This is a genomic window from Sporosarcina sp. FA15 (assembly GCF_051550195.1).
Lineage (GTDB): Bacteria > Bacillota > Bacilli > Bacillales_A > Planococcaceae > Sporosarcina > Sporosarcina psychrophila.
This window is the reverse complement of record NZ_CP188818.1, coordinates 3,180,197-3,203,811: the sequence shown is the minus strand read 5'-3', so window position 1 is coordinate 3,203,811 and position 23,615 is coordinate 3,180,197. Positions and strand designations below refer to the sequence as shown.

Below are 23,615 nucleotides of genomic sequence, written 5' to 3'. Positions count from 1 at the left end.
GATATGAAAGAGTCTGGGATAGTATGAAACCACTTGCATGGCTAGGTTTGCTAGCGGGGGTCGTTTTAACGTTCGCCAGGGTGCTCGGTAAGTTTGGAGCAATACTGATAGAGACAGAGAAAGTAATAACATGTATATATCGATTCGAAAAAGGTCGCTTAATCTAGTCCGTAATGGGCAGAGTAGGCGGCTTTTTAATTTGAAGATAGAAACTATAGATTTTCAACATGGAACGTTGGTTAGCTCCGGGCGCTTTCCGCTTTTCTTTTTATAAGGGTATTCCCCACATCAAATAGGCACATCCCTACTAGGAAAGAATCAGGATTATTCTTAAAATTAATAGTATGTGAATGAATAAGTCTTTGATTCCCGTCATAGATCGTTAGTTATTCTAAAAAGGAGTGAGCTATTCCAATGAAGAAAAAATTTGGACTTAATTATTTCAAGCCAGTTGAACGTTTTTCAGGAAATTGGTCAATTTTAGAAGAAAAAAGTCGGGATTGGGAAAATATGTACCGCCAACGTTGGTCTCATGACAAAGTGGTTCGGACAACGCATGGCGTGAACTGTACAGGGTCATGCAGTTGGAAAGTATTTGTGAAAAACGGCATTATCACTTGGGAAAACCAGCAAATTGATTATCCTTCATGTGGTCCTGATATGCCTGAATTTGAACCGCGTGGATGTCCCCGTGGAGCTTCATTTTCCTGGTATGAATATAGCCCGCTTCGCGTGAAATACCCATACATACGAGGAAAGTTATGGCGTATGTGGACTAAAGCAGTTTCTGAACTGAAAGACCCTGTAAAAGCATGGGCTAGCATCGTAGAAGATCCTGATAAGGCAGATGAATATAAAAAAGCGCGCGGCAAAGGCGGCCATGTCCGGGTTAACTGGAGAGATGCAACCTTAATGATTTCGGCACAGCTTATTTACACAATCCAAAAGTACGGCCCCGATCGGATAGCTGGATTTACACCGATTCCGGCAATGTCAATGGTCAGCTATGCGTCAGGTGCACGATTCCTCTCTCTTCTTGGCGGCGAAATGCTTAGCTTCTATGACTGGTATGCGGATTTACCGCCATCTTCTCCACAAATTTGGGGTGAGCAGACAGACGTCCCTGAATCGAGTGATTGGTTTAACGCTGGTTACATCATTATGTGGGGATCGAATGTACCGCTAACAAGAACGCCAGATGCTCACTTCATGACAGAAGTGCGCTACAAAGGGACGAAAGTAGTTTCTGTGGCCCCGGATTACGCAGAAAGTGTTACGCATGCGGATGACTGGATTGCGGCAAATCCCGGAACGGACGCTGCAGTTGCTCAAGCAATGACGCACGTCATTCTCGATGAATTTTATGAACAGCGTAAAGAGCCGATGTTCTTGAATTACGCGAAACAATATACAGATATGCCTTTCCTAATAACCCTCGATACACATGAAGATTCTTATAAAGCGGGTCGATTTTTACGGGCAAGTGATATAGGGCAAGCATCCCAGCACGCTGAGTGGAAACCGGTTATTTTTGATGAAACGACAAATGAAATTATTGTTCCGAACGGTACGATGGGACAACGTTGGGAAGAGGACAAGAAGTGGAACCTAATTCTTGATAATGCAGACGGAACACGCGTTGAACCGGCTTTGTCAGTGGCTGATCATGGGGCGGAATGGAAAGAAATTGTTTTCCCATTCTTCGACAACGTGTCAAACGGAACATTCAAACGTCCGATTCCGGTGAAAAAAGTAACACTTGCAGACGGAACCGAAAGTCTTGTAACAACTGTTCACGATTTGATGCTTAGCCAGTATGGTGTTAACCGGATTGGTAGTGAACTCGAAGCATCTGGTTATGACGACGCAGAATCATTCTACACGCCAGCATGGCAGGAGAAAATCACAAGCGTTAAACCTGAACTGGTTACCCAAATCGCGCGGGAATTTGCACATAATGCGCTTGAAACAGGCGGCCGTTCGATGATTATTATGGGTGCGGGTATTAACCACTGGTTTAACAGTGACACCATTTATAGATCGATCCTTAACCTCGTTATGTTAACTGGTTGTCAAGGCGTTAATGGTGGTGGCTGGGCCCATTACGTTGGTCAAGAAAAATGCCGTCCGATTGAAGGGTGGAGCACAATCGCATTTGCACGTGACTGGCAAGCGCCGGCGCGACTTCAAAACGCGACATCTTATTTCTATTTTGCAACTGATCAATGGAAGTACGAGGAAATGGGCGCGGATCTTCTTATGTCACCGACAGGAGGAAAAGCCCGCTATCAGCATCCTGCAGACTATAACGTCTTGGCTGCACGACTTGGTTGGTTGCCATCTTACCCTCAGTTCAACAAGAACAGCCTGACGTTTGCAGAAGAGGCAGCCAAAGAAGGAAAAACAACAACACAAGAAATCGTTAATTATACACTGGAACAAATCAAGTCAGGCGAAACAAAATTTGCAATTGAAGATCCGGATGCACCGGAAAACTTCCCGCGCTCTCTATTTGTTTGGCGCTCCAACTTAGTGTCGAGTTCTGCAAAAGGTCAGGAATACTTTATGAAACATTTATTCGGCGCTTCCCACGCTCTGCTTGCAACACCAAATGAAGATGTTAAGCCTGAAGAAATTGTTTGGCGCGACGATGTGGAAGGAAAACTCGATCTTCTTGTGGCACTGGATTTCAGAATGACAACAACTCCGCTGTACGCAGATGTCGTTCTTCCAGCAGCAACTTGGTATGAGAAACACGATCTTTCTTCAACAGATATGCATCCATTTGTTCACCCGTTCAACCCAGCAGTTGACCCGCTTTGGGAATCTCGTTCAGATTGGGATATTTACCGCGCACTTGCGGAAACATTCTCGGAAATGGCAAAAGTTCATCTTCCAGGCGTTTATAAAGACCTTGTAACTTCGCCACTTGCGCATGATTCTATCCAGGAAATTGCCCAGCCTTATGGCGAAGTGAAGGACTGGAAAAAAGGCGAAGTTGAAGCGATACCGGGTAAAACAATGCCAGCTATGACAATTGTCGAACGTGATTACACACAAATTTATGATAAATACGTCACGCTTGGACCATTATTATCGACTGGTAAAGTGGGAGCGCACGGCGTCAGTTTTTCTGTAGCCGATGAATATGAAATGATGAAGGGCATCAACGGCACCTATTTCGATGAATCTATCAAAAACGGATTGCCTAAACTGCACACAGCAAAACATGCGGCAGAAGCAATGCTGACACTATCTTCTGCAACGAATGGTCGCGTTTCTCAAAAGGCTTTCGTAGCAGCAGAAGCAGATACCGGCGTTGAACTGAAAGATATTTCAGCCGATCGCGCGGCAGAGCGCTTCACGTTTGCAAGCATTACTGCCCAGCCGCGTGAAGTCATACCGACACCAGTATTCTCCGGTTCGAATAAACTCGGGCGCCGTTACTCGCCTTTTACGACGAATATCGAACGACTGGTTCCGTTCAGGACATTGACCGGAAGACAGCACTTCTACATTGACCATGAATTATTCCTGGATTTCGGAGAAGGTCTACCCGTTTACAAACCGACGCTTCCACCAATGGTATTCGGTCCGCGGGACAAAAAAATCATAGGCGGTCAAGATTCACTTGTACTTAGGTATTTGACGCCGCATGGTAAATGGAATATCCACACGACGTACCAGGACAACCAGCATATGCTGACGTTATTCCGTGGGGGACCGACTGTCTGGATTTCCAGTGAAAATGCCGAAGAGCATGGTATTGACGACAACCAATGGCTTGAGGTTTATAACCGAAACGGTGTTGTTACTGCACGTGCCGTAGTCAGTCACAGAATACCTAAAGGAACCATGTTCATGTATCACGCGCAAGACAAGCATATTCAAGTACCAGGCTCTGAAATTTCAGAGGAACGAGGCGGAAGCCATAACGCGCCGACACGAATTCACATGAAACCGACGCAAATGGTTGGCGGCTATGCGCAACTCAGTTACGGATTCAACTACTACGGACCAATCGGAAATCAGCGAGATGAGTACGTTGCAGTCCGTAAGATGAAGGAGGTAAACTGGCTTGAAAATTAAAGCACAAGTTGCAATGGTAATGAATCTGGATAAATGTATTGGCTGCCATACATGTAGTGTTACGTGTAAAACGACGTGGACAAACCGTGAAGGTGCAGAGTATATGTGGTTTAATAACGTCGAAACAAAACCGGGGATAGGCTATCCAAAACGCTGGGAAGACCAGGAGCTTTATAAAGGCGGATGGCAAATTAATAAAAAAGGTAAACTCGAATTGAAATCCGGTTCGAAGCTATCAAAAATTGCTCTCGGGAAGATTTTCTATAACCCGGATATGCCTGAAATGAAGGACTATTACGAACCATGGACATATGACTATGAAAAACTGACTTCGGCACCAGACAGTAAACATACGCCCGTTGCTCGTGCAAAGTCTATTGTGACAGGAGAATACATTGATCTAGAATGGGGCCCAAACTGGGAAGACCAACTTGCTGGGGCTCACATTACGGGACCAATGGATCCTAATATTGAAAAGATAGAAGAAGAAATTAAATTTAACTTTGAACAAGCATTTATGATGTACTTGCCAAGACTCTGTGAGCACTGTCTCAATCCGAGTTGTGTGGCATCCTGTCCATCAGGCGCCATCTACAAACGCGATGAAGATGGAATCGTCCTCGTAGACCAAGAAGCGTGTCGAGGCTGGCGTTATTGCATGACCGGTTGTCCATACAAGAAAGTCTACTTTAACTGGAAAACAAATAAAGCCGAGAAATGTACATTCTGTTTCCCGAGGATTGAGTCGGGACTACCAACGGTTTGTTCTGAAACGTGTACAGGCAGAATCCGTTATCTTGGTGTTCTTTTATATGACGCAGATCGCGTTTTAGAAGCGGCTTCTACACCGAACGAAAAAGATTTGTATAAAGCGCAAATTGATTTATTCCTCGATCCAAATGATCCGGAAGTTATTGCTCAGGCTAGAAAAGATGGTATTTCTGAAGAGTGGATTGAAGGCGCACAAAATTCACCGGTTTATAAACTAGCAATTGAATATAAACTTGCCTTCCCGCTTCACCCTGAATACCGCACGTTGCCGATGGTATGGTATGTCCCGCCATTGAGCCCAATCATGAACTATTTTGAAGGTAAAGACTCGATTAAGAATCCTGATATGATTTTCCCAGCAATTGAGGAAATGCGTATTCCGATTCAGTATCTCGCAAATATGCTTACAGCAGGAGATACCGAAACAGTGAAAGGTGCACTGCAAAGAATGGCAATGATGCGTTCATACATGCGTGCCATGTCATCTGGTAAAGAATTCGATGAATCACGTCTAGAACGTGTCGGTCTGACTGCTCATCAAACGAAGTCAATGTACAGACTTCTGGCGATTGCAAAGTACGAAGATCGCTTTGTTATCCCGACAGCGCATAAAGAAGGTCATATGAATGCATACCGTTCACAAGGATCTGAAGGCTATGTGGAAATGGGCGACTACAGTATGGGTACTTCAGAAAGTCCATACAACTACGCAGGTATAAAACAAGAAGATAGTAGCTGTGATGGTTGTGGTACACAACCACAAGCGAAGTCAGGTAAAGAAATTTACGAAGAGAACTTTTACGGGGGGATTTGGCGTGATTGATCTGCAGAAGCTGTATAACGAAAAACACACATTTGGCTTCTTCGCACAGCAACTTACGTACCCGGAAAAGATAAACTTTCATCCGTCAGTCATGGAAGAGTCAGTTGACTCTTCCCATCCGGCGTATGTGCATATTAAAACTTACTGGGAGTTAATGCATGACTACAGCTTTGATGATATCCAGGAAATGTATACATATACGTTTGATTTCCAAACGGATTCAACGCTGTTCATGACTTACGTAAAGTATCAGGATGCGAAAGATCGCGGTCAAATGCTTGCTAAATTAAAAGTGCTTTATGAAATGTTTGGCCTGAATATGCCAGACGGTGAACTGTCCGACTTCTTGCCGCTTATGTGTGAATTTATCTACGCATGCGAATGGATAGGTGACCCGAGGGCAGAACAAAGTTTTGGTATGTTACTCGCTGTTTTGGAAGACGGAACATATCATCTGTTAAAAGCGCTGGAGAAATATAATAGTCCCTATTTCCATCTAATTAAGGGGATGAGGGAAACCTTTAAGTCATGTGCTCGTCAGGAGGCGCCTACAAATGGCTAATCAATTTCTATGGGTCATTTTCCCTTATCTGTGTATGGCAACATTTGTTGTAGGGCATATTTTCAGATACCGGAACGACCAGTTTGGCTGGACTGCAAAATCAAGTGAATTTATAGAAAAGAAACAACTGATGATAGGTAGTTTACTGTTCCATATTGGCATCATGCCCGTAATAGCGGGCCATGTCGTGGGGCTTGCTGTCCCGAAGGAGTGGACGCAAGCACTTGGTGTTAGTGATCATATGTATCATATGGGCGCTGTTTGGGGTGGAGGATTTTTTGGTGTCGTCACATTTGCGGGGATGTTTATTTTGACATATCGCCGTTTTGCATTAAAAAGCGTACGTAAGTTGTCATCTGCATCAGACTTAATCGTCAACTCCCTATTGCTGTTCATCGTATTCATCGGTATGTACAGTGTAATTGCAACTAGTATTACACAGCCAGAATTTGATTACCGAAGTTCAATTTCAATATGGTTCCGTTCCTTGCTGATTTTTCGACCGGAAGGTGCCTATATGATAGGTGTACCACTGGCATTTCAGCTTCATGTTTTATCTGGGTTCCTCATTTTTGCAATGTGGCCGTTTACCAGATTGGTTCACGTCTGGAGTGTACCGTTGAATTATGTAGGAAGAAGCTATATCCTGTATAGAAGGCACCGTGAAAACTAATGAACGAAAAAAGGCAGCTTTGCCTTTTTTCTATATAGGGAGAAATAGCGATGGATGAACAATTAAGATTTGATTATCAGCAAGAAATAGAACGGTTACAATCGATTTTTGGTTTCGACTTTGTCGCTCTGGCTCTTGTTGAGTCAGCGGAAATGCGTTTCGTCCAGAAATGGAAATACGTAACAGGCAATCGTAGCAACCGATATAAACGTATCACTTTGCAAACTGGAAAAGGTGTTGCAGGGCATGTTTTTAAATCAGGAAAACCATTTTTTGTTCACGATAGAGACCTGGAACTTGATTCAATGGATCTGTTTAACTATCCAATTATTATTGCAGAAGACTTAAAAAGTTTTGGAGCGATACCTCTTTATAAATATAATCGCGTCCATGGTGTGTTACTTGTAGCTTATCGAGAGGGAAAAAGGATGACTGCAGAAGAATTTTCAGGCTTTATAAATCATGTCGGCCTGAGATTCGGTCCGTATTATAATAAGGAGATGGTAAAACAGTGATGCAAATCGGGAGTTTTCAGTTGACAGACTTGTTAATGAAAATGTACGACAATTCAGCTGAGGCCATCTTCTTTTTTGACTCAGCTGGAAAAGTAATTGCTATGAATAGTGCGGCAGAACTTATTATAGGTGCGGAAGTACTGAATGGAATGATTGCGGGAGATGTAAAAGCAATTTGCATGTCTTGTAAAGGGTATACGAGTGAATCGGAACTTCAGACATGCCTATCCTGCTATTTGGTAAGTCCACAAAAAGATTTCAGCTCATTTCAAGTTTACCTGGACACGCAAGGCAAAGGAATAACTCCGTACACGGCAAGTTATCAGACCATCGATGAAGAAAATGGAATTCGTGTCTTCATGTTGAGAGATTTGACGAAGCAGTACAAGACACAAGAAACACTTAACCAGAAAACCATGATGAAAAATGTCATTAAAGCACAAGAAGATGAACGCAAGAGGTTGTCGAGGGAATTACATGATAGCGTAGCACAGGAAATGTTAAGTTCCCTTGTTGACTTGCGTGTGTTGAAGTACATGAATGTCGATTCTGAAGTACTCAAAAAGATTCAACAAGCGGAAGGCTCATTGATGCGTTTACTGGATGATATTCGTCACTTGTCTGTTGAGTTACGACCAGCTACTTTAGATGACCTTGGCCTCGAAGCTGCTTTTAGGACACATTTTAAATGGATTGAGAAAAATTATGGATTAATCGTTCATTTTACTGCTGAACTTGAAGCTAAAAGATATGAAGGTGAAATTGAGACAGTTGTCTATCGGATTTGCCAGGAGTCCATTCTCAATGCGCTTAAGTATGCAGAAACGGATGAAGTTTTCGTTCGGTTGTTTGAACGTTCAGGAAACCTTGAATTGAGTGTGAATGATAAGGGTGCAGGATTTGATAAAAATAAAATCAATCCAATTGGTACAGGTCTTGGCCTTTATGGGATGAGAGAACGAGCAGAACTGGTGAATGGCCAGTTCGTTATTCAATCGAGTATTGGTAAAGGTACTTCTGTACGATTGGAAATCCCACTTAGAGCGTCTGAGGAAGGGGAGGATAACAAATGAAAATAATTATTGCGGATGACCACGCCGTCGTTCGTAGTGGATTTATGCATATCCTGAATTTCCAAAGTGATATGGAAGTCGTTGCCACTGCCGCAGATGGTCTAGAAGCATATGCTTTAGTCGCAAAGTACCGACCAGATGTATTGCTGTTGGATTTAAGCATGCCTCCCGGAGAGAGCGGTCTAATTGCTACCGGTAAAATTAATGAAGATTTTCCAGAAACAAAAATTCTTATTTTGACAATGCATGATGATGAAGAGTATTTATTTCATGTGTTAAAAAATGGAGCATCGGGCTATGTTCTAAAAAATGCGCCCGATGGTGAATTACTTGCCGCAATACGTACAGTTCACGCCGGTGATACGTATATTCATCCTGCAATGACCACTTCACTTGTCCGTGAGTTTGTTAAAAAGGGCACGGAAGTGGTAGAAGATGATCCTTTCAAGATCTTAACAAAACGCGAAATTGAAGTTCTTCCGCTTGCGGCAAAAGGGTTTGGAAACAAAGAAATTGCAGAGAAACTATATATTTCTGTTAAGACTGTCGAAGCGCACAAAGCTAGGATTATGGAAAAACTGCAGTTGAAAAGCAGGCCTGAACTCGTTGAATATGCGTTACGTAAAAAACTATTAAACTTTTAGCAGAAAGGTGTGTTTCAAATGGCTGAGGCACAAAAGTTCAAGTTCGACTTACCAGCTTTACGTGTGCTTGAAAATGAACATCGCTATTTAGAGTATTTAATGAGTGGCTGGCATACAATTGTTCTGGCTTTTGAACGGGATATCTATACTGTCAAAGAAGGCCATGAAGCACTGAAGTCACTTCGGAAACTCATCGTTGATTTCATTGAACCGTTAAAGAATCATACAGACAAAGAAGAAGAATTTTTGTTCCCAATGCTTGCCCAATACGTCGGTTCAGAACAGGGACCAGTCAATGCAACGGAGGAAGAACATGGTGAAATTGATGCCTACATCGGTCATTTTCTTCATCACACACGCGGTGATGTAAACCACTTTACGATGGAGGAAATGAAGAAGGTAGTTCAAGACGCCGCAGAAGCATTTGAGGTTATCACTGTTCATTTTGTGAAAGAAGAATCTGTACTATTTTTAATGGTTAATAATATCCTCACTATCAAAGAGCAGGATAAACTCTATGAACAATTATATACTTCGATTCTTTAAGCATATTGCGTAAATTGCTAGATGTAGGGAAAACCCTTATAGGTTATCGGGGACTACCTACTATTTTACACTGAACTAATTCAATTATAATTAAAGCAGGGAATCAATGTCGGTTTCATTCAAAATACAACGATGGGATTGATTTGAATGAATAAAAAATTACAACTTCCATTACAGACGGCGAACTTAGTAGTCGGTTTTATGGTATGGGTACTCATATCCTCACTATTGCCATTCATCCGGGAAGATATTGCTATTCCTGCCGAAAAACTTGCGATTGTAACTGCTGTTCCGGTCGTTTTGGGATCTATCCTTAGAATTCCACTTGGCTATTATGCAAATATATTTGGCGCAAGAATTATCTTTTTTGTGAGTTTCATATTACTCCTGTTTCCGGTATTTTACATAAGTGCTGCTTCAACGTTCGCGGATTTGATCGTTGGCGGTACGTTCCTCGGAATCGGGGGTGCTGTATTCTCCGTGGGTGTAACATCGCTGCCTAAGTATTACCCGAAAGAGAAGCATGGTCTCGTTAATGGTATTTACGGTATGGGGAATATGGGGACTGCAATTTCAACGTTTGCTGCACCGGTAATTGCCACACAAGTCGGTTGGTCAATGACCGTCAAATTCTATCTCGTACTGTTGCTTATCTTCGCGGCCTTGAATTTCATATTTGGTGACAAGCAAGAAGTGAAAGTGAAAACACCGATACTTGAGCAAATTAAAGGCGTTTATAAAAATGAAAAACTGTGGTTCTTCTCATTATTTTATTTCATTACATTCGGTTCGTTTGTTGCATTTACAATATTTTTACCGAACTTTTTGGTCACGTACTTCGAACTGGAAAAAGTGGATGCAGGCATGCGGACTGCAGGTTTCATTGCAGTGGCAACATTCCTGCGCCCGGTCGGAGGATGGCTTGCTGACAAATTCCAACCGTTGTTCTTATTGATGGGTGTCTTTGCGGGACTTACATTTGCGGCTATTATTCTCGCGTTTTCACCTACTATTGCATTATATACAGCGGGAAGTATGTTAATTGCTGTTGCAGCAGGAATAGGTAATGGTGTAATCTTCAAACTCGTTCCGTTTTACTTCAACAAACAAGCTGGAATTGCTAATGGGATTGTATCGATGATGGGGGGTCTTGGTGGATTCTTCCCACCTTTACTACTATCGATTATTCATTCGATGACAGGTTCCTATTCAATCGGTTTCATGGCATTCTCTCAAGTTGCACTTGCGAGCTTGGTCCTTGTCATTTGGCTTTATTATATGGATCGACTTAGCATGTCTGCAGAAGTCTTCAATTCAACGGGTCAAGGGATTCTTGTAACAGATGCTTCGGGAACAATTCAGTCTGTGAATCCTGCTTTTACAAGGCTGACAGGATATACCGAAGAAGAAGTGATTGGAAGTAATCCGAATATGTACAGTTCAGGTAGACACTCGAAAGAATTCTACACGTCTATGTGGAGTCAAATTGGTCAAGATGGATTATGGCAAGGTGAAATATGGAATAAACGTAAAAATGGCGAAGAATACCTTGAACTGCTGTCAATCAGTGCGGTGAAGGATGGTTCCGGAGATGTAACTCGTTACGTCGGAACATTCAGTGATATAACGCCGCGAGGCTAAGAGGGCATCCGGTCGTAAAGACCGGTAGCCCTCGCTTCAATTTATAGGAGGAGTGGAAATTGGAAAATCGCTATACAAGGCAAACGCTGTTCAAACCAATTGGGAAATTAGGACAGGACAAGTTAAGTTCTTCCCACGTTGTTGTCATTGGGTGCGGGGCTTTAGGTTCAGCTGTTTCAGAGACACTTGTCCGTGGTGGAGTGCGAAAACTGACGATTGCAGATCGAGATTATGTAGAACCGTCTAACTTGCAAAGACAACAGCTGTTTACCGAAAAAGATGCACGGGACGGTATACCAAAAGTGGTTGCTGCTGAAGCTCGTTTGAAAATGATTAGGGAAGACATTGAAATCGTAACCGTGCTTGATCATGTGGATGGATCCATTATGGAACAAATTATTGATGACGCTGATTTAATCATGGATGCGACGGATAACTTTGAAACGCGTCTGTTGATAAATGATATTGCATGGAAAAAAGATATTCCCTGGATTTATGGTGCGTGTGTAGGCAGTTCAGGTACAGTTTTTCCATTCATTCCAGGCGAGTCAGCTTGTTTCCGCTGTTTGCTACCGGTTTTACCGTCGGTTAATGAAACGTGTGATACGTCAGGAATCATTGCGCCTGCTGTTCAAATTACGGCGGCACATCAAAGTGCAGAAGCGCTGAAATGGTTAACGGGGAATAAAGATGCAATGCGCAAGAAGCTATTCCATTTTGATGTATGGAACAATACGCATATAGAAGCAGGGATTTCCCGTATGCGAAACGAAGTATGTGAGACATGCGGAAATAAACCGACCTTCCCGGCGTTGCATCGAGCAGAAGATACCGGATACGCAGTGTTATGCGGTAGGGATACAGTGCAAATCATTCCGAATGCAAACCGCACATTGACGATTGAGGATGGGGAAACAGTCGCTAAAAGGCTGGGGTCACCCTATAAAGTGACACCATTTTTTGTGGAATTTAATGCAGATAGTTATCGCTGTATTCTATTTGGCAATGGTCGTTTGTTAATTCATGGATTAAAGGATATAAAGATAGGACGTAAATTGTACCATCAATTTTTTGGATGAAAGGGAGGAATCAGATTGTCACATTTGAATGAATCGGACAAAGAGAAGAAACTCACTTTTTGCGTACTGACGACGAGTGACACGCGTAATGTCTCGAATGATCGCAGTGGCTGGACAATTCGGCAAAAGCTTGAATCGGCGGGTCATCATGTATTTGAAACATGGCTTTGTCAGGATGACGCGATGGAAATTGAATCGATTGTCGAAGAATGGCTGCGGAATCCTAACGTTCATGGCATTATTTCTACAGGCGGGACTGGCATTGGTTTTCGTGATGTTACTATTGAAACTGTGTCGACCTATTTCACAAAAACGATTGATGGGTTCGGCGAGTTATTCCGTTACCTTAGCTATACAGAAGATGTAGGTTCAAAGGCGCTATTAAGCAGGGCTGCGGCAGGCGTGGTAAAAGAGAAGGTGTTTTTCGCGCTTCCCGGATCCGTTAAAGCAGTGGAACTTGCAATGGACAAGCTAATTTTGCCTGAAATTCACCATATTGTGCATGAACTTACCAAACATCTAGAGGACTAACTTAATTCCGTAATTACTTATTTTAAATAAAAACCTAACGCTAACGAAATTTCTATATCGATTATTAGTTTGCATGGATGAGTTCCGTTGATTGTAACGGAAGGCGTCCGCCTGGAGTGTAAATCAACCTTGTAAGGATTTCAATACAAAATCCACTATTATAAAATTGGTTCTACTGACCAAAAGACTCACCTGAAGTGAGTCGTGGAAGAGAGTTAGAATTGTCTTTCGTAATCGCCGTTTTTTCCACCTGTTTTACGTAATAGCATTGTTGGTCCAATAACCATTTCTTTGCCGGCCGCTTTGCACATGTCGTAAATAGTGAGTGCAGCAGCGGAGGCAGCAGTAAGTGCTTCCATCTCAACACCGGTCACACCTTTTGTCTTCACTTCCGCTTCAATCAATACTTCATAATGAGCAGATGATTTATCTATGTTCCATTCGAAATAGATGTTAACACCTGTCAGTGGGATCGGATGACACATAGGAATTATGGATGATGTACTTTTTGCTGCCATGATTGCCGCGACCTGAGCGACCGCGAATACATCGCCTTTCTTATTGGTACCTTCTGTGATTTGTGAATGAATTGTTTCATTAACAATGATGGACGATTTTGCGATAGCTGTTCGAGTGGTTTCTGCTTTGTCGGAAACATCGACCATTTTTGCACGGCCTTGTTCGTTGAAATGTGTGAGCTCTGACAATGGAGTCATTCCTTTCATACATATCTAATACATTCAGTATAGCAGAAGGAGGAGAATCTACATGGTAGAAATGAGAAAGCCTGTCTTAGTATCTGAGGCTGTTCGACTCGTCATGGAACATAGCTATCTAGGTGGAACTGATACGATTCCACTTGAACATACATACGGAAGAATACTTGCGGAACCGATTATCGCAAAGCATGATGTCCCATCATTCGACAGATCGCCATACGATGGATTCGCTGTCCGTGCAAAGGACACAGAGGGTGCTTCTGGAGATAATCGTATACCTTTCACTGTAATTGGTGAAATTGGTGCGGGTCATGTAGCAGCTCGTGGAGTAGGTCCTGGAGAAGCATACAGAATCATGACGGGTGCCACGATACCGGATAATGCCAATGCGGTTGTCATGCTCGAACAGACGACAGAAGGAAAAGATCGTTTTACATTGCGTAAACCGTTTAGCGAAGGGGAAAATATATCCTTTAAGGGTGAAGACGCAAAGGAGGGGGAACTCCTTGTTGAATCGGGAGCATTTATCCATCCCGGTACAATCGCGTTATTAGCGACATTTGGTTATGCAACAGTCAAAGTTGCGAAACGACCAGTTGTTGGCATTCTTTCAACGGGAACGGAGTTGCTAAATGTGTCAGATGAACTTGTTCCTGGGAAAATACGGAACTCGAACGGGCCGATGATAGCTGCCCAGTTAACTCGTATGGGATTAGGTTACAAATCATATGGCATGCAAGAAGACGATCTAGATGCATGCATAGAAGTCGTCGAAAAAGCTCTCATTGAAACAGATGTACTTATTACGACAGGCGGTGTTTCTGTTGGTGATTATGATCATTTACCCGCAATCTATGAACGGTTGGGAGCTAAGGTCCTATTTAACAAAGTTGCGATGCGTCCGGGAAGCGTAACGACGGTCGCCGGGCTTGGTAAAAAACTATTATTCGGTCTGTCGGGAAATCCATCTGCTTGTTTCACGGGTTTTGAATTATTCGCTAGACCCGCTATTCTTGCTATGCAAGGTGCAAACACACCGTATATGCCGCGCATGCAAGCGATATTAGGTGAAGATTTCGGAAAGCCAAACCCTTTTACCCGCTTCATTCGTGCATTCTGGGAAATGACATCGGAAGGTATTGTTGCAGTACCCGCAGGCTTTAATAAATCAAATGCAGTATCATCGATTGCCCGGGGAAATTGCCTTATCGCTCTTCCAAGCGGAACGCGCGGTTACACAGCAGGAACCCATGTTGATATTTTGCTGCTCGGTTCTGAGCAAGGCGTTAGTGAGTGGGTATTATGAAGACACTTCAAGTTGTCGGTTATAAAAATAGTGGCAAAACGACACTTACATCGAGATGGATTTGTTTATTGAAAAACAAAGGACTTTCAGTCGCTGTATTAAAGCATCATGGCCACGGTGGGCAGCCTGCCATGCCAAATCCATCGACGGATACGATGCAGTTTTTTGGTAGTGGGGCAGACGTTTCAGTTGTTGCAGGTGGGGGTGCGGTTCAAATCCTGTTGAATGAAGAGCCCGAATTTGCCGAGCTTAAGGTGCTGGCAGCAATCGGAAAACCGGATATTCTGCTCATTGAAGGGTATAAGAAAGAACAAGGGGAGAAAGTAGTCCTTCTTAGAGATGCCGGGGACTGGGAATCGTTAAGCGGATTGGATGGCATACAGCTAGTTATCGGATGTCCAGAAATTACAGCTGTTAGTTCGCATATTGAATCTGCGCAGAATGTTGAACAACTCGATTCGTGGCTACTTGACTGGATTGAAAAGGAGGATGGCAATGAAACCGTTTGAAATTGTTGAAACAGTGATTGAACCGCAAAAATATACTGATTATGTCCTTCATGCTGGAGCAGGAGCTGTCACTGTTTTCACAGGACATGTCCGGGAATGGACACACGGGGTCCGAACATTATATTTGGCATATGAAGCCTATGTACCAATGGCCGAAAAAAAACTGGCGGAAATCGGTGGAGAAATGGAAGCGAAATGGCCAGGCGTGAAAGTGGCGATTGCTCACCGGATTGGGGAAATGCATATCTCAGATATTGCGGTAGTCATTGCAGTTTCCTCCCCTCATCGGAAAGCAGCATATGAAGCGAATGAGTATGCAATTGAACGCATTAAGGAAATAGTCCCTATCTGGAAAAAGGAAATCTGGGAAGACGGCGAAGAATGGATTGGCGGTCAAAAAAAGTATCCTGAAAAGGGAGGCGAACAAAAGTGATTAAAGTGAACTATTTTGCAAGGCTGCGCGAATTGACCGGCAAGGCGGAAGAAACCATCGAACGGGAATCGATGACTGTCCGCGAGCTGCTGGACTGGGCGGAAATGATGTATCCGGGTTTTGGGAAAGATACAGTGCATGTTGCAGTGAATGAAGAATATGCCTTAAAGGAGGATGTCATTCATTCGGGAGATATTTGTGCATTCATCCCACCTGTGAGCGGGGGATGAAGGAGACAGTAGGCATCGTTCTGGCGGGCGGATTGTCTCGGCGGTTCGGTTCTCCGAAAGCATTTGCTAAACTAAGAAATAAGTACTTTTATAAAATTGCAGTCGAAGCAATGTCGGCATCCTGTGACGAGATTGTTATTGTGACGCTACCTGAACTAATGGACCGATTTGGTGATGGTGAAAACCTGATGGCTGATAAAGTGGAATATGCTGGACTCGGTCCGCTTGCAGGGATTCTGTCTGCGATGGAATCCGTGGAAGCGAACCGCTATGTAGTATTACCGTGTGATATGCCATTTATAGATGATAAAGCTATATCGAAGTTGATAACGCTTCATAACGAATGTGTCACGGCTGTCATTTCGGATGGAAGATATCATCCTCTCGTGTCTATCTGGGATACGCAAATGAAAAATGCAGTGAAAGAAGCCTTGAAAAACAACCAACTGAGTGTAATGAAATTACTTTCTATTAGTAATACAGCGTGGGTTCAAGGAAGCGTTCTGACTGACGATGAAAAACGGATGTTCACGAACGTGAATACGCCGGAAACCCTGGAAAGGGGATGACGAAATGGAAACAGTTAAAGATAAGCTCGGACGTCCGATCCGGGATCTCCGAATCTCCGTAACGGATCGCTGTAACTTTAGATGTGCCTATTGCATGCCAAAAGAAGTTTTTGGTGATGATTATGTTTTTCTACCCAAGAACGAACTGCTTTCATTTGAAGAAATTGAACGGTTCGCGAAGCTATTTGCGTTACTTGGTGTGAAAAAACTCCGCTTGACGGGCGGCGAACCGCTTATGCGGCGCGATTTGCCAAAACTGGTTGAAAAACTGATGAAGATTGAAGGAATTGAAGATATAGGGTTGACGACGAATGGTGTACTGTTGAAACAATACGCACAACCCCTTTATGATGCAGGTCTGCGTCGTTTGAATATGAGCCTCGATGCACTTAATCCGGAAACATTCGGTAAATTAAATGGACGCGGAATTAAACCAGAACTGATACTAGCCAATATCGATCATGCACAAAAGATCGGCTTTGAAATCAAGGTGAACATGGTTGTTCAAAAAGGCGTAAATGAGGAAGAAATTCTACCAATGGCCGCTTATTTTAAAGAGCGTGATATTACGTTGCGGTTCATAGAATTTATGGATGTCGGTAATGATAATGGATGGAGCTTTGAAAAGGTTGTCACGAAAAAAGAAATTTACGAAATGATCAGTGCTGTTTATGATATCGAACCGGCGGAAGAAGACTATTACGGTGAAGTTGCAAAACGTTATCGTTACTTGGATAATGGAGCACAAGTCGGTTTTATCACGTCTGTATCAGAATCATTCTGTTCAACATGTACGCGGTCCAGACTGTCGTCGGACGGTAAACTGTATACGTGCCTGTTCGCATCAGAAGGGTTCGATCTGCGTGAATTAATTCGTAGTGGACTGACAGATGCAGAATTGTTGGAAGTCATTACAGGCGTGTGGCAAAACCGTGGAGACCGTTATTCAGATGAGCGAACTGAACAGACAGCGAAGAATCGGAAAAAGATTGGTATGAGTTATATAGGTGGGTGAAGCGTTGCTGCGGCGACGCTTTTTATTATGGAGAGAGACGGAGGGGATGCTGACTTTGTTTAGTTTTATGAGACTGTTGCTTAGTTTCACGGGAGTATTGCAAAGTTCATTTAAAACGTTTGGAACTTCAGTTGCAACGTCGCCTAGTTTGGGCAAAACGTTGTTAAGTTGTTCAAGTGTTGTGAAGTTTCGTGTAAACGTTGTTAAGTTCATTGGAAATGCTATGAACATGGACGGAAACGTTGTTAAGTTCATTTAAAACGTTGCTTACACTCTTTAATAAAAAAAGCGGATCGCCTTACATCTAAGGCGATCCGCTTTCGAAATATACGTTCGCTATTAACCTTCATCTTCCACGACGACTGAGCGTCCTTTGAGTTTCAGCAACATTGGAACAAGAAGCCATAATGCAGCTACTATGATGAAAACAAGCGATAGCGGCTTTGTGAAGAAAATGCTGAATTCACCGTTCGAAATGGTGAGTGCTCGCCTCATGTTGTTTTCAATCATTGGACCTAATACGAGTGCCAAAACTAATGGAGCTACTGGATAATCATTTTTTGATAGTAAATAACCCGCTACACCACAACCAAGCAACAAGTATAAATCGAAAGTCGTGTACTGTACGGCATAAACTCCGAAAAATGAAATGGCGATAATAATAGGCAATAAGTACTTCTTAGGCGTTTGAATGATTTTTGCAAACACACGAACGAGCGGCATGTTCAGTACTAACAGCATCAAGTTGCCGATAAACATACTTGCAATGAGCCCCCATGCGATATCCGGGTGTTCGTCAAAGAGAAGGGGCCCTGGCTGAATGTTATACATGATAAGTGCACCCATTAATATGGCTGTTGTACCGGAACCAGGGATTCCTAATGTAAGTAAAGGAATCATTGCGCCCCCTGAAGCAGCATTATTGGCAGATTCAGGACCCGCTACTCCGGCGATGTTCCCTTTTCCGAAGCTTTCGGGATTTTTACTGAACTTTTTCTCTGTTATATAGGAGAAGAAAGATGCGAGTGTTGCCCCGGCGCCTGGAAGTACCCCGATGAAAAATCCTAGTAGGGAACCGCGTACAATGGGAACTGCGCTGTCTTTCATATCTTGTTTTGTCGGGAGGATGCGATTGATTTTTGCAATGGCCCCGTCTTCTTCATCGCGTTCCAATACCGTCTTGAATACTTCACCAAGCGCAAACAATCCAACAGCAATTGTTAAAAATTCCAATCCGGAAAAAAGAATAGGCTGGTTGTATGTAAAGCGGGCAATTCCTGAAACTGCGTCAATGCCGATTGTTCCAAGCATAAGTCCGAAAACAGTCATCATCAATGCTTTCGTCATCGACTTTCCAGCAAGTCCACTTACAGCAGCTAAACCCAATAGCATTAAGGAAAAGTATTCTGCAGGGCCGAACTTGATTGCGACATTGGAAAGAGGTTGCGCTAATAAGACCAGACCGATTAGCGAAATGATTCCGGCGCAAAATGAGCCGATTGCCGAGATAGCCAAAGCTGCTCCGGCACGCCCTTGCCTAGCCATTTGATAACCGTCGAGCGTCGTGACGACAGACGAAGATTCACCAGGGGTGTTCAGTAAAATCGATGTTGTAGAACCTCCATACATTGCTCCATAATAGACTCCGGCAAGTAAAATGATTGAACTGGCAGCGGCTGCTTCTGTCGGCATTCCAGAAGTGATGGTTGCAGTAACGGGGATGAGAAGGGCAACACCGCTCATTGGACCGATGCCGGGTAACACGCCGACAGCCGTGCCGATTATGACCCCGACGAATGCAAATAATAGATTATGCCATTGAAAAGCAACACTGAAACCATCGGCTAAAAACTGTAAAGTGCTCATAGCTTAACTCCCTTCACGCTAAAATACAGGAAATCCTGGCAATGACCCGCCAAGAAGTTTCGCGAACAAATAATAAATTCCAAATGAAAATGCCGCTGCAATGATGAAGGAGGGCAATAATCGGCCACGTTCCATTGTTTGGAAAGAGATGAGTAAAAATAAGAACGTTGAGATGACGTATCCGACCATTTCCAATAGAAATGCATACAAAACCGCGCTGCCAATAATAATAAGGAATTTCTTGTATTGAAGCTTCATTCCAGCTGTCGTTTCAGATTTGTATTTAAATGTTTCGAATAGCAATCTCAAACTTAAAAGAATTAAAATAATACCAAGCCACATTGGAAAGATTTTCGGTCCAACTGATGATCCGTAAGCACTGTCCGAAATTTTTTGGCTTTCGATTACAAATAAGAGACCGATTAGTAAAAAGACGATGCTGGCATATCGATCGAACGTTTTACTCATAGTCTTTGACACCTCCCTAAAAGAAAAGGCGGCGCTGAAGCCGCCCGAATAATGTTATTTCTGCATTCCAAGTGCCGTTAACAATTCCACGATCACTTTATCTTGTTCTTCCAAATAGGTAGTGAAGTCGTCAGCATTACGGTACTCGCTTTCCCACCCATTTTTCTCTAATTCTGCGTTCCACTCGTCTGATTCCACCATTTTCTCTAGCTTCTCGGACCAATAGTCATAAGCCGTTTCCGACATTTCCTTTGGACCGAAGATGCCGCGCCAAATGGTGAATTCGGCGTCAATTCCTTCTTCTTTAAATGTAGGGACTTCTGTCAATTCACCGCCAAGCCGTTCGGAAGAACTGACAGCGAGGACACGGACATCACCGGATTTCAGATACGCCCCAATAGTGGAGGCATCTGTGGCGATGACGTCTGCATTTCCACCGAGCAATGCTGCGACTGCCTCTCCGCCGCCATCATACGATACATACTTTACTGTTTTTGGATCAATTCCATATTCAAATGCGGGCAAGACGCCGACAAGATGGTCCATCGATCCCGGAGCCGATCCGCCGGCAAGTGTTACCGATTTCGGGTCTTTCTTAATTGCTTCTAGTACATCTTTCAATGAATTGAACTTCGAATCCGCCTTGACGACAATAGCTCCGTAGTCACGCGTCAGTTGAGCCAATGGTGTTGTGTCTTTATAGCCGTAAGCACTGTTTCCTTCCGCTTTGTTATTGTTGATTAAGATTGGCGGAGATTTTACAAGAAGGACATGATCATTTTTTAGTTCTTTTGTTGCAAATTCTGCCATGTAAACAGCACCACCGCCGCCGGGTTTGTTTTCAACTACGATTGACTTATCGATTAGCTTTGTTTCACTCATCGTTTTTGCAATCGCTCTGGCAGTTAAATCCCATCCACCGCCTGCGCCGGATGGAGCGACGATTGTTATGTTACTCTCCGGATATTTCGAGGTAGCGCCTTCCACTTTTCCTTCAGATTCATCCGCAGAACATGCTGTGAGGCCGAGTGCCAGCATACTTGCTAGGGCAACCGTCGTAAGTTTCTTCCACATCTTCATGTAATCCCCCTTATAATTAAAAATGATGACAGCGTTTTCATTCGCTGTCATCAATCCATCAGAATATTTATTCAATTAAAAGTTATCGTTTATAAGTTCGATAATGAGAGTAAACATCATTTTGTTCATACTGTTCAGCGTTTTTTTATGAAGTATCTTCTTTCGGGACGCCCGACTGAGCCGTATAGAAGTTCTGTAAATGCACGTTTTTCTGAGACGAGGTATTCTAGATAACGTCTTGCGGTCGAACGGCTCACGCCGATTTCCAATCCAAGAGTTTCTGCAGTAATTCCGCCTTCTATGTTTTTTATATGGCTGACCACTTTCTCTTTCGTCATGGGGTCAATCCCTTTTGGTGGAATGAAATCAGGGTTTGATGAAGCGGGTAGCGTTTTATTCCAAAGAGATTTGATGGAATCTTCCTGTATGAGTCCTTCACCTGAAAGTGTTTCCCTTTTAACTTTATAAGAAAGGAGGCTTTCCTTAAATCGGTCGAATGTGAGCGGTTTTAGGATGTAGTCGATGACTCCGTGACGAAATGCCTTTTTTACAACTTCAATCTCTGCCGCAGCAGTGATGAAAATAATGTCTGTTTCAGGGCTGTTTTTGTGGATGAAATCCATCAGCTCTGTACCAAGTACATCGGGTAAATAGACATCGAGTAAAACGAGGTCTGGCAACAATGCTGAAATCCAATCTTTTGCTTCATCACCGGTATGAGCGGAACCTACGACTGTAAAGCCCTCTATTTTCTCGATGAACCGCTGATGGATGTCGGCAATTCGTAAATCATCTTCAATAATTAAGACTTCAATTAGAGTTGTCATCTGAAAAACCTCCTTTCGGTATGGAAATGATAAACAATGCACCGCCTAAATCTCCTTTTTCGAGTGTGATAGAACCGCTGAGATTTTTCACATTCTCTGCTACTTTCATAAGTCCGTATCCACGGTGACCCTGATTTTTTGTCGATACCTTTTCTTGAAAGAGTACATCCAGCACTTCATCAGCTATCCCATGTCCTGAATCTTCAACTTCAATTAAAATCTCTTCGCCGTTATCCAGAATGAAGATGCGGACCATTCGTTTTTCTTCCGGAAAAGAGTCGGTCGCTTCGAAAGCATTTGTAACTAAGTTTCCAATGATTGAAACGAAATGGTTTTTTTCTAAGTGTTTCGGGAGTTTTTTTAAGAGACTATCTTCATCAAGAAGGAAGCGGACCTTCAATTCCTTTGCCCGGTTGAAGAAACCGATAACAATTCCTCCTAGAAAGGGATCCTGCAACCGCTTTGTCACGAATTGGATGAGCGATTGATGTTCAGCTGTTTCCTCGTGAATCAAGCTTAGTGCCTCATCGTATGAATTGAGTTGAATGAGACCCGATATTGTATATAAAAAGTTATTGTATTCATGGGTTTGTGCACGAAGCGCCTCCGTATACCGTTTCACTTGTGATAATTCCATTGCGAGTTGGTCAATGTCTGATTGTAGCCGAAAAGTTGAAACCGCACCGACAATCTGTTCACCAACACGGATGGGGACGCGATTTACAATTACCTTTTTGCCGCGAATTTCCATGGGACGATCGAGATGCCGTTCTCCGGTTTCAAGTACCTTTGGAAGAAGCGTGTTTGGAAGCACTTCCTGAATCGTCCGACCGATTAGTTCCGATTGATTAGGGAGAGAAAGAGTTTCATATGCAGCCACATTCACAGTTGTAATGATACCGTTTGCGTCAACCATAATGATTCCTTCTCGCACAGACTCAATAAGAGCGTTTCGTCCGGTGAATAAGTTCGCTATTTCCGCAGGCTCTAAATTAAAAAGTTCTTTTTTAATATTGCGTGCCAGAATGCTAGAACCAATAATACCTAGAATGATTGCGATAAGTACGATGTAGGAAATGTTGTCGGCATACTGAAAAAAGATAGAGGACATATTCTTCTTTAAAAAACCAACGGAAATAATCCCGATAATCTTGCCATCCTCGTTAAATACTGGTGTTTTCCCGCGTAAGGCGGCCCCGAGTGTCCCAGTCGCCTCGGAAATATAGGATTCGCCTAGGAGAAGCGCACGTTCATTATCATCACCCACCATTTTTTGCCCAATCCGTTCTGGAACAGGATGAGCATACCGAATACCTTCGCTGTTTCCGATAACGACATATTCAGCACCAGTTTTGAGTCGTACCGCTTCGGCGATAGGCTGCAATATTTCCGTTGGATCAGCGTGTCCAAATCCTGCACGGACATCGGGGCGGTCTGCTGTTGTTCTGGCTATACTTAGCGCCTGGTCCCCAATCTGTTGCTCGATACCTTGCGACATTGTAAAGTAGAAGGAAACACCGATAATGATTGCTATTATGGAAACAAAGAGTGCGCCATATGAAAAAATGCGGGATTGTAAAGTAGCGGGTTTCATAGAAATCATCTCTCAATCTTGAAGTAACCGTATCTACTTACATTGGTCTTGG

General features: G+C 43.2%; 24 protein-coding genes. 18 read left to right on the top strand and 6 right to left on the bottom strand.

Features of this window, described 5'->3' with window-relative positions:
* Positions 1–414 precede the first annotated feature (414 nt).
* From ACP8HG_RS14970 to ACP8HG_RS14920, 11 genes are all read left to right on the top strand, one after another.
* A complete protein-coding gene (locus ACP8HG_RS14970; RefSeq protein WP_438297031.1) occupies positions 415–4,089 on the top strand; it encodes a nitrate reductase subunit alpha in 3,675 nt (1,224 codons plus the stop codon).
* Complete coding sequence (gene narH, locus ACP8HG_RS14965; protein WP_438297029.1) at positions 4,079–5,683, top strand: nitrate reductase subunit beta; 1,605 nt, start codon at positions 4,079–4,081, stop codon at positions 5,681–5,683. Before ACP8HG_RS14970 ends, narH begins: the two co-directional genes overlap by 11 nt.
* Complete coding sequence (gene narJ / locus ACP8HG_RS14960) at positions 5,676–6,245, top strand: nitrate reductase molybdenum cofactor assembly chaperone (protein WP_338654830.1); 570 nt, start codon at positions 5,676–5,678, stop codon at positions 6,243–6,245. The genes narH and narJ overlap by 8 nt, the downstream gene beginning before the upstream one ends.
* On the top strand, positions 6,238–6,918 hold the full coding sequence (gene narI, locus ACP8HG_RS14955) for a respiratory nitrate reductase subunit gamma (RefSeq protein ID WP_067213468.1): 681 nt from the start codon (positions 6,238–6,240) through the stop codon (positions 6,916–6,918). Before narJ ends, narI begins: the two co-directional genes overlap by 8 nt.
* Before the next feature lie 50 nt (positions 6,919–6,968).
* Entirely contained in the window at positions 6,969–7,433 is a 465-nt protein-coding gene (locus ACP8HG_RS14950; RefSeq protein WP_340741024.1) for a GAF domain-containing protein, read from the top strand.
* On the top strand, positions 7,433–8,506 hold the full coding sequence (locus ACP8HG_RS14945; RefSeq protein WP_421103202.1) for an ATP-binding protein: 1,074 nt from the start codon (positions 7,433–7,435) through the stop codon (positions 8,504–8,506). Before ACP8HG_RS14950 ends, ACP8HG_RS14945 begins: the two co-directional genes overlap by 1 nt.
* Positions 8,503–9,150 (top strand): response regulator, encoded by a 648-nt coding sequence (locus tag ACP8HG_RS14940; RefSeq protein ID WP_067213456.1) that lies wholly within the window; start codon positions 8,503–8,505, stop codon positions 9,148–9,150. Before ACP8HG_RS14945 ends, ACP8HG_RS14940 begins: the two co-directional genes overlap by 4 nt.
* An 18-nt stretch (positions 9,151–9,168) precedes the next feature.
* The gene (locus ACP8HG_RS14935) at positions 9,169–9,696 is read left to right on the top strand and encodes a hemerythrin domain-containing protein (RefSeq protein ID WP_340741023.1); all 528 of its coding nucleotides are present in this window, start codon (positions 9,169–9,171) and stop codon (positions 9,694–9,696) included.
* A gap of 147 nt (positions 9,697–9,843) precedes the next feature.
* The gene (locus ACP8HG_RS14930; protein WP_067213451.1) at positions 9,844–11,337 is read left to right on the top strand and encodes a nitrate/nitrite transporter; all 1,494 of its coding nucleotides are present in this window, start codon (positions 9,844–9,846) and stop codon (positions 11,335–11,337) included.
* A gap of 59 nt (positions 11,338–11,396) precedes the next feature.
* Positions 11,397–12,416: a ThiF family adenylyltransferase gene (locus tag ACP8HG_RS14925; protein ID WP_438297025.1), complete on the top strand. Its 1,020-nt coding sequence runs from the start codon at positions 11,397–11,399 to the stop codon at positions 12,414–12,416.
* A 15-nt stretch (positions 12,417–12,431) separates the two neighbouring features.
* Positions 12,432–12,947: a MogA/MoaB family molybdenum cofactor biosynthesis protein gene (locus ACP8HG_RS14920; RefSeq protein ID WP_231885732.1), complete on the top strand. Its 516-nt coding sequence runs from the start codon at positions 12,432–12,434 to the stop codon at positions 12,945–12,947.
* A 215-nt stretch (positions 12,948–13,162) separates the two neighbouring features.
* On the opposite strand, the gene moaC is transcribed toward ACP8HG_RS14920, so the two are convergent.
* Positions 13,163–13,654 (bottom strand): cyclic pyranopterin monophosphate synthase MoaC, encoded by a 492-nt coding sequence (gene moaC, locus ACP8HG_RS14915; protein ID WP_438297023.1) that lies wholly within the window; start codon positions 13,652–13,654, stop codon positions 13,163–13,165.
* A gap of 61 nt (positions 13,655–13,715) precedes the next feature.
* Here moaC and ACP8HG_RS14910 point away from each other — a divergent pair, with 61 nt between their 5' ends.
* From ACP8HG_RS14910 to ACP8HG_RS14880, 7 genes are read left to right on the top strand one after another with little or no spacing between them, the layout of a single operon-like run.
* A complete protein-coding gene (locus ACP8HG_RS14910) occupies positions 13,716–14,972 on the top strand; it encodes a molybdopterin molybdotransferase MoeA (RefSeq protein ID WP_187046081.1) in 1,257 nt (418 codons plus the stop codon).
* Positions 14,969–15,481 (top strand): molybdopterin-guanine dinucleotide biosynthesis protein B, encoded by a 513-nt coding sequence (gene mobB / locus ACP8HG_RS14905; RefSeq protein ID WP_067213441.1) that lies wholly within the window; start codon positions 14,969–14,971, stop codon positions 15,479–15,481. The genes ACP8HG_RS14910 and mobB overlap by 4 nt, the downstream gene beginning before the upstream one ends.
* Positions 15,468–15,914: a molybdenum cofactor biosynthesis protein MoaE gene (locus tag ACP8HG_RS14900; RefSeq protein ID WP_187046079.1), complete on the top strand. Its 447-nt coding sequence runs from the start codon at positions 15,468–15,470 to the stop codon at positions 15,912–15,914. Before mobB ends, ACP8HG_RS14900 begins: the two co-directional genes overlap by 14 nt.
* Positions 15,911–16,144 (top strand): molybdopterin converting factor subunit 1, encoded by a 234-nt coding sequence (gene moaD, locus ACP8HG_RS14895; RefSeq protein ID WP_067213436.1) that lies wholly within the window; start codon positions 15,911–15,913, stop codon positions 16,142–16,144. The genes ACP8HG_RS14900 and moaD overlap by 4 nt, the downstream gene beginning before the upstream one ends.
* Positions 16,141–16,713, top strand: coding sequence for a molybdenum cofactor guanylyltransferase (gene mobA, locus ACP8HG_RS14890; RefSeq protein ID WP_067213434.1), 573 nt, complete (start codon positions 16,141–16,143; stop codon positions 16,711–16,713). The genes moaD and mobA overlap by 4 nt, the downstream gene beginning before the upstream one ends.
* 4 nt (positions 16,714–16,717) lie before the next feature.
* Positions 16,718–17,728: a GTP 3',8-cyclase MoaA gene (moaA, locus tag ACP8HG_RS14885; protein WP_067213432.1), complete on the top strand. Its 1,011-nt coding sequence runs from the start codon at positions 16,718–16,720 to the stop codon at positions 17,726–17,728.
* A 55-nt stretch (positions 17,729–17,783) separates the two neighbouring features.
* Positions 17,784–17,987: a hypothetical protein gene (locus ACP8HG_RS14880; RefSeq protein WP_067213430.1), complete on the top strand. Its 204-nt coding sequence runs from the start codon at positions 17,784–17,786 to the stop codon at positions 17,985–17,987.
* A gap of 80 nt (positions 17,988–18,067) precedes the next feature.
* Here ACP8HG_RS14880 and ACP8HG_RS14875 read toward each other — a convergent pair whose 3' ends face one another.
* The 5 genes from ACP8HG_RS14875 to ACP8HG_RS14855 form a co-directional block, all read right to left on the bottom strand.
* Positions 18,068–19,594 (bottom strand): tripartite tricarboxylate transporter permease, encoded by a 1,527-nt coding sequence (locus ACP8HG_RS14875; RefSeq protein ID WP_067213428.1) that lies wholly within the window; start codon positions 19,592–19,594, stop codon positions 18,068–18,070.
* Between the two features lie 18 nt (positions 19,595–19,612).
* Positions 19,613–20,062 (bottom strand): tripartite tricarboxylate transporter TctB family protein, encoded by a 450-nt coding sequence (locus ACP8HG_RS14870; RefSeq protein ID WP_338654845.1) that lies wholly within the window; start codon positions 20,060–20,062, stop codon positions 19,613–19,615.
* Between the two features lie 54 nt (positions 20,063–20,116).
* Positions 20,117–21,136, bottom strand: a complete 1,020-nt coding sequence (locus tag ACP8HG_RS14865; protein ID WP_370569925.1) for a Bug family tripartite tricarboxylate transporter substrate binding protein — start codon at positions 21,134–21,136, stop codon at positions 20,117–20,119.
* Positions 21,137–21,276: 140 nt separating this feature from the next.
* Positions 21,277–21,969, bottom strand: coding sequence for a response regulator (locus ACP8HG_RS14860; RefSeq protein WP_187046076.1), 693 nt, complete (start codon positions 21,967–21,969; stop codon positions 21,277–21,279).
* A complete protein-coding gene (locus ACP8HG_RS14855) occupies positions 21,953–23,563 on the bottom strand; it encodes an ATP-binding protein (RefSeq protein WP_187046075.1) in 1,611 nt (536 codons plus the stop codon). Before ACP8HG_RS14855 ends, ACP8HG_RS14860 begins: the two co-directional genes overlap by 17 nt.
* Positions 23,564–23,615 lie beyond the last annotated feature (52 nt).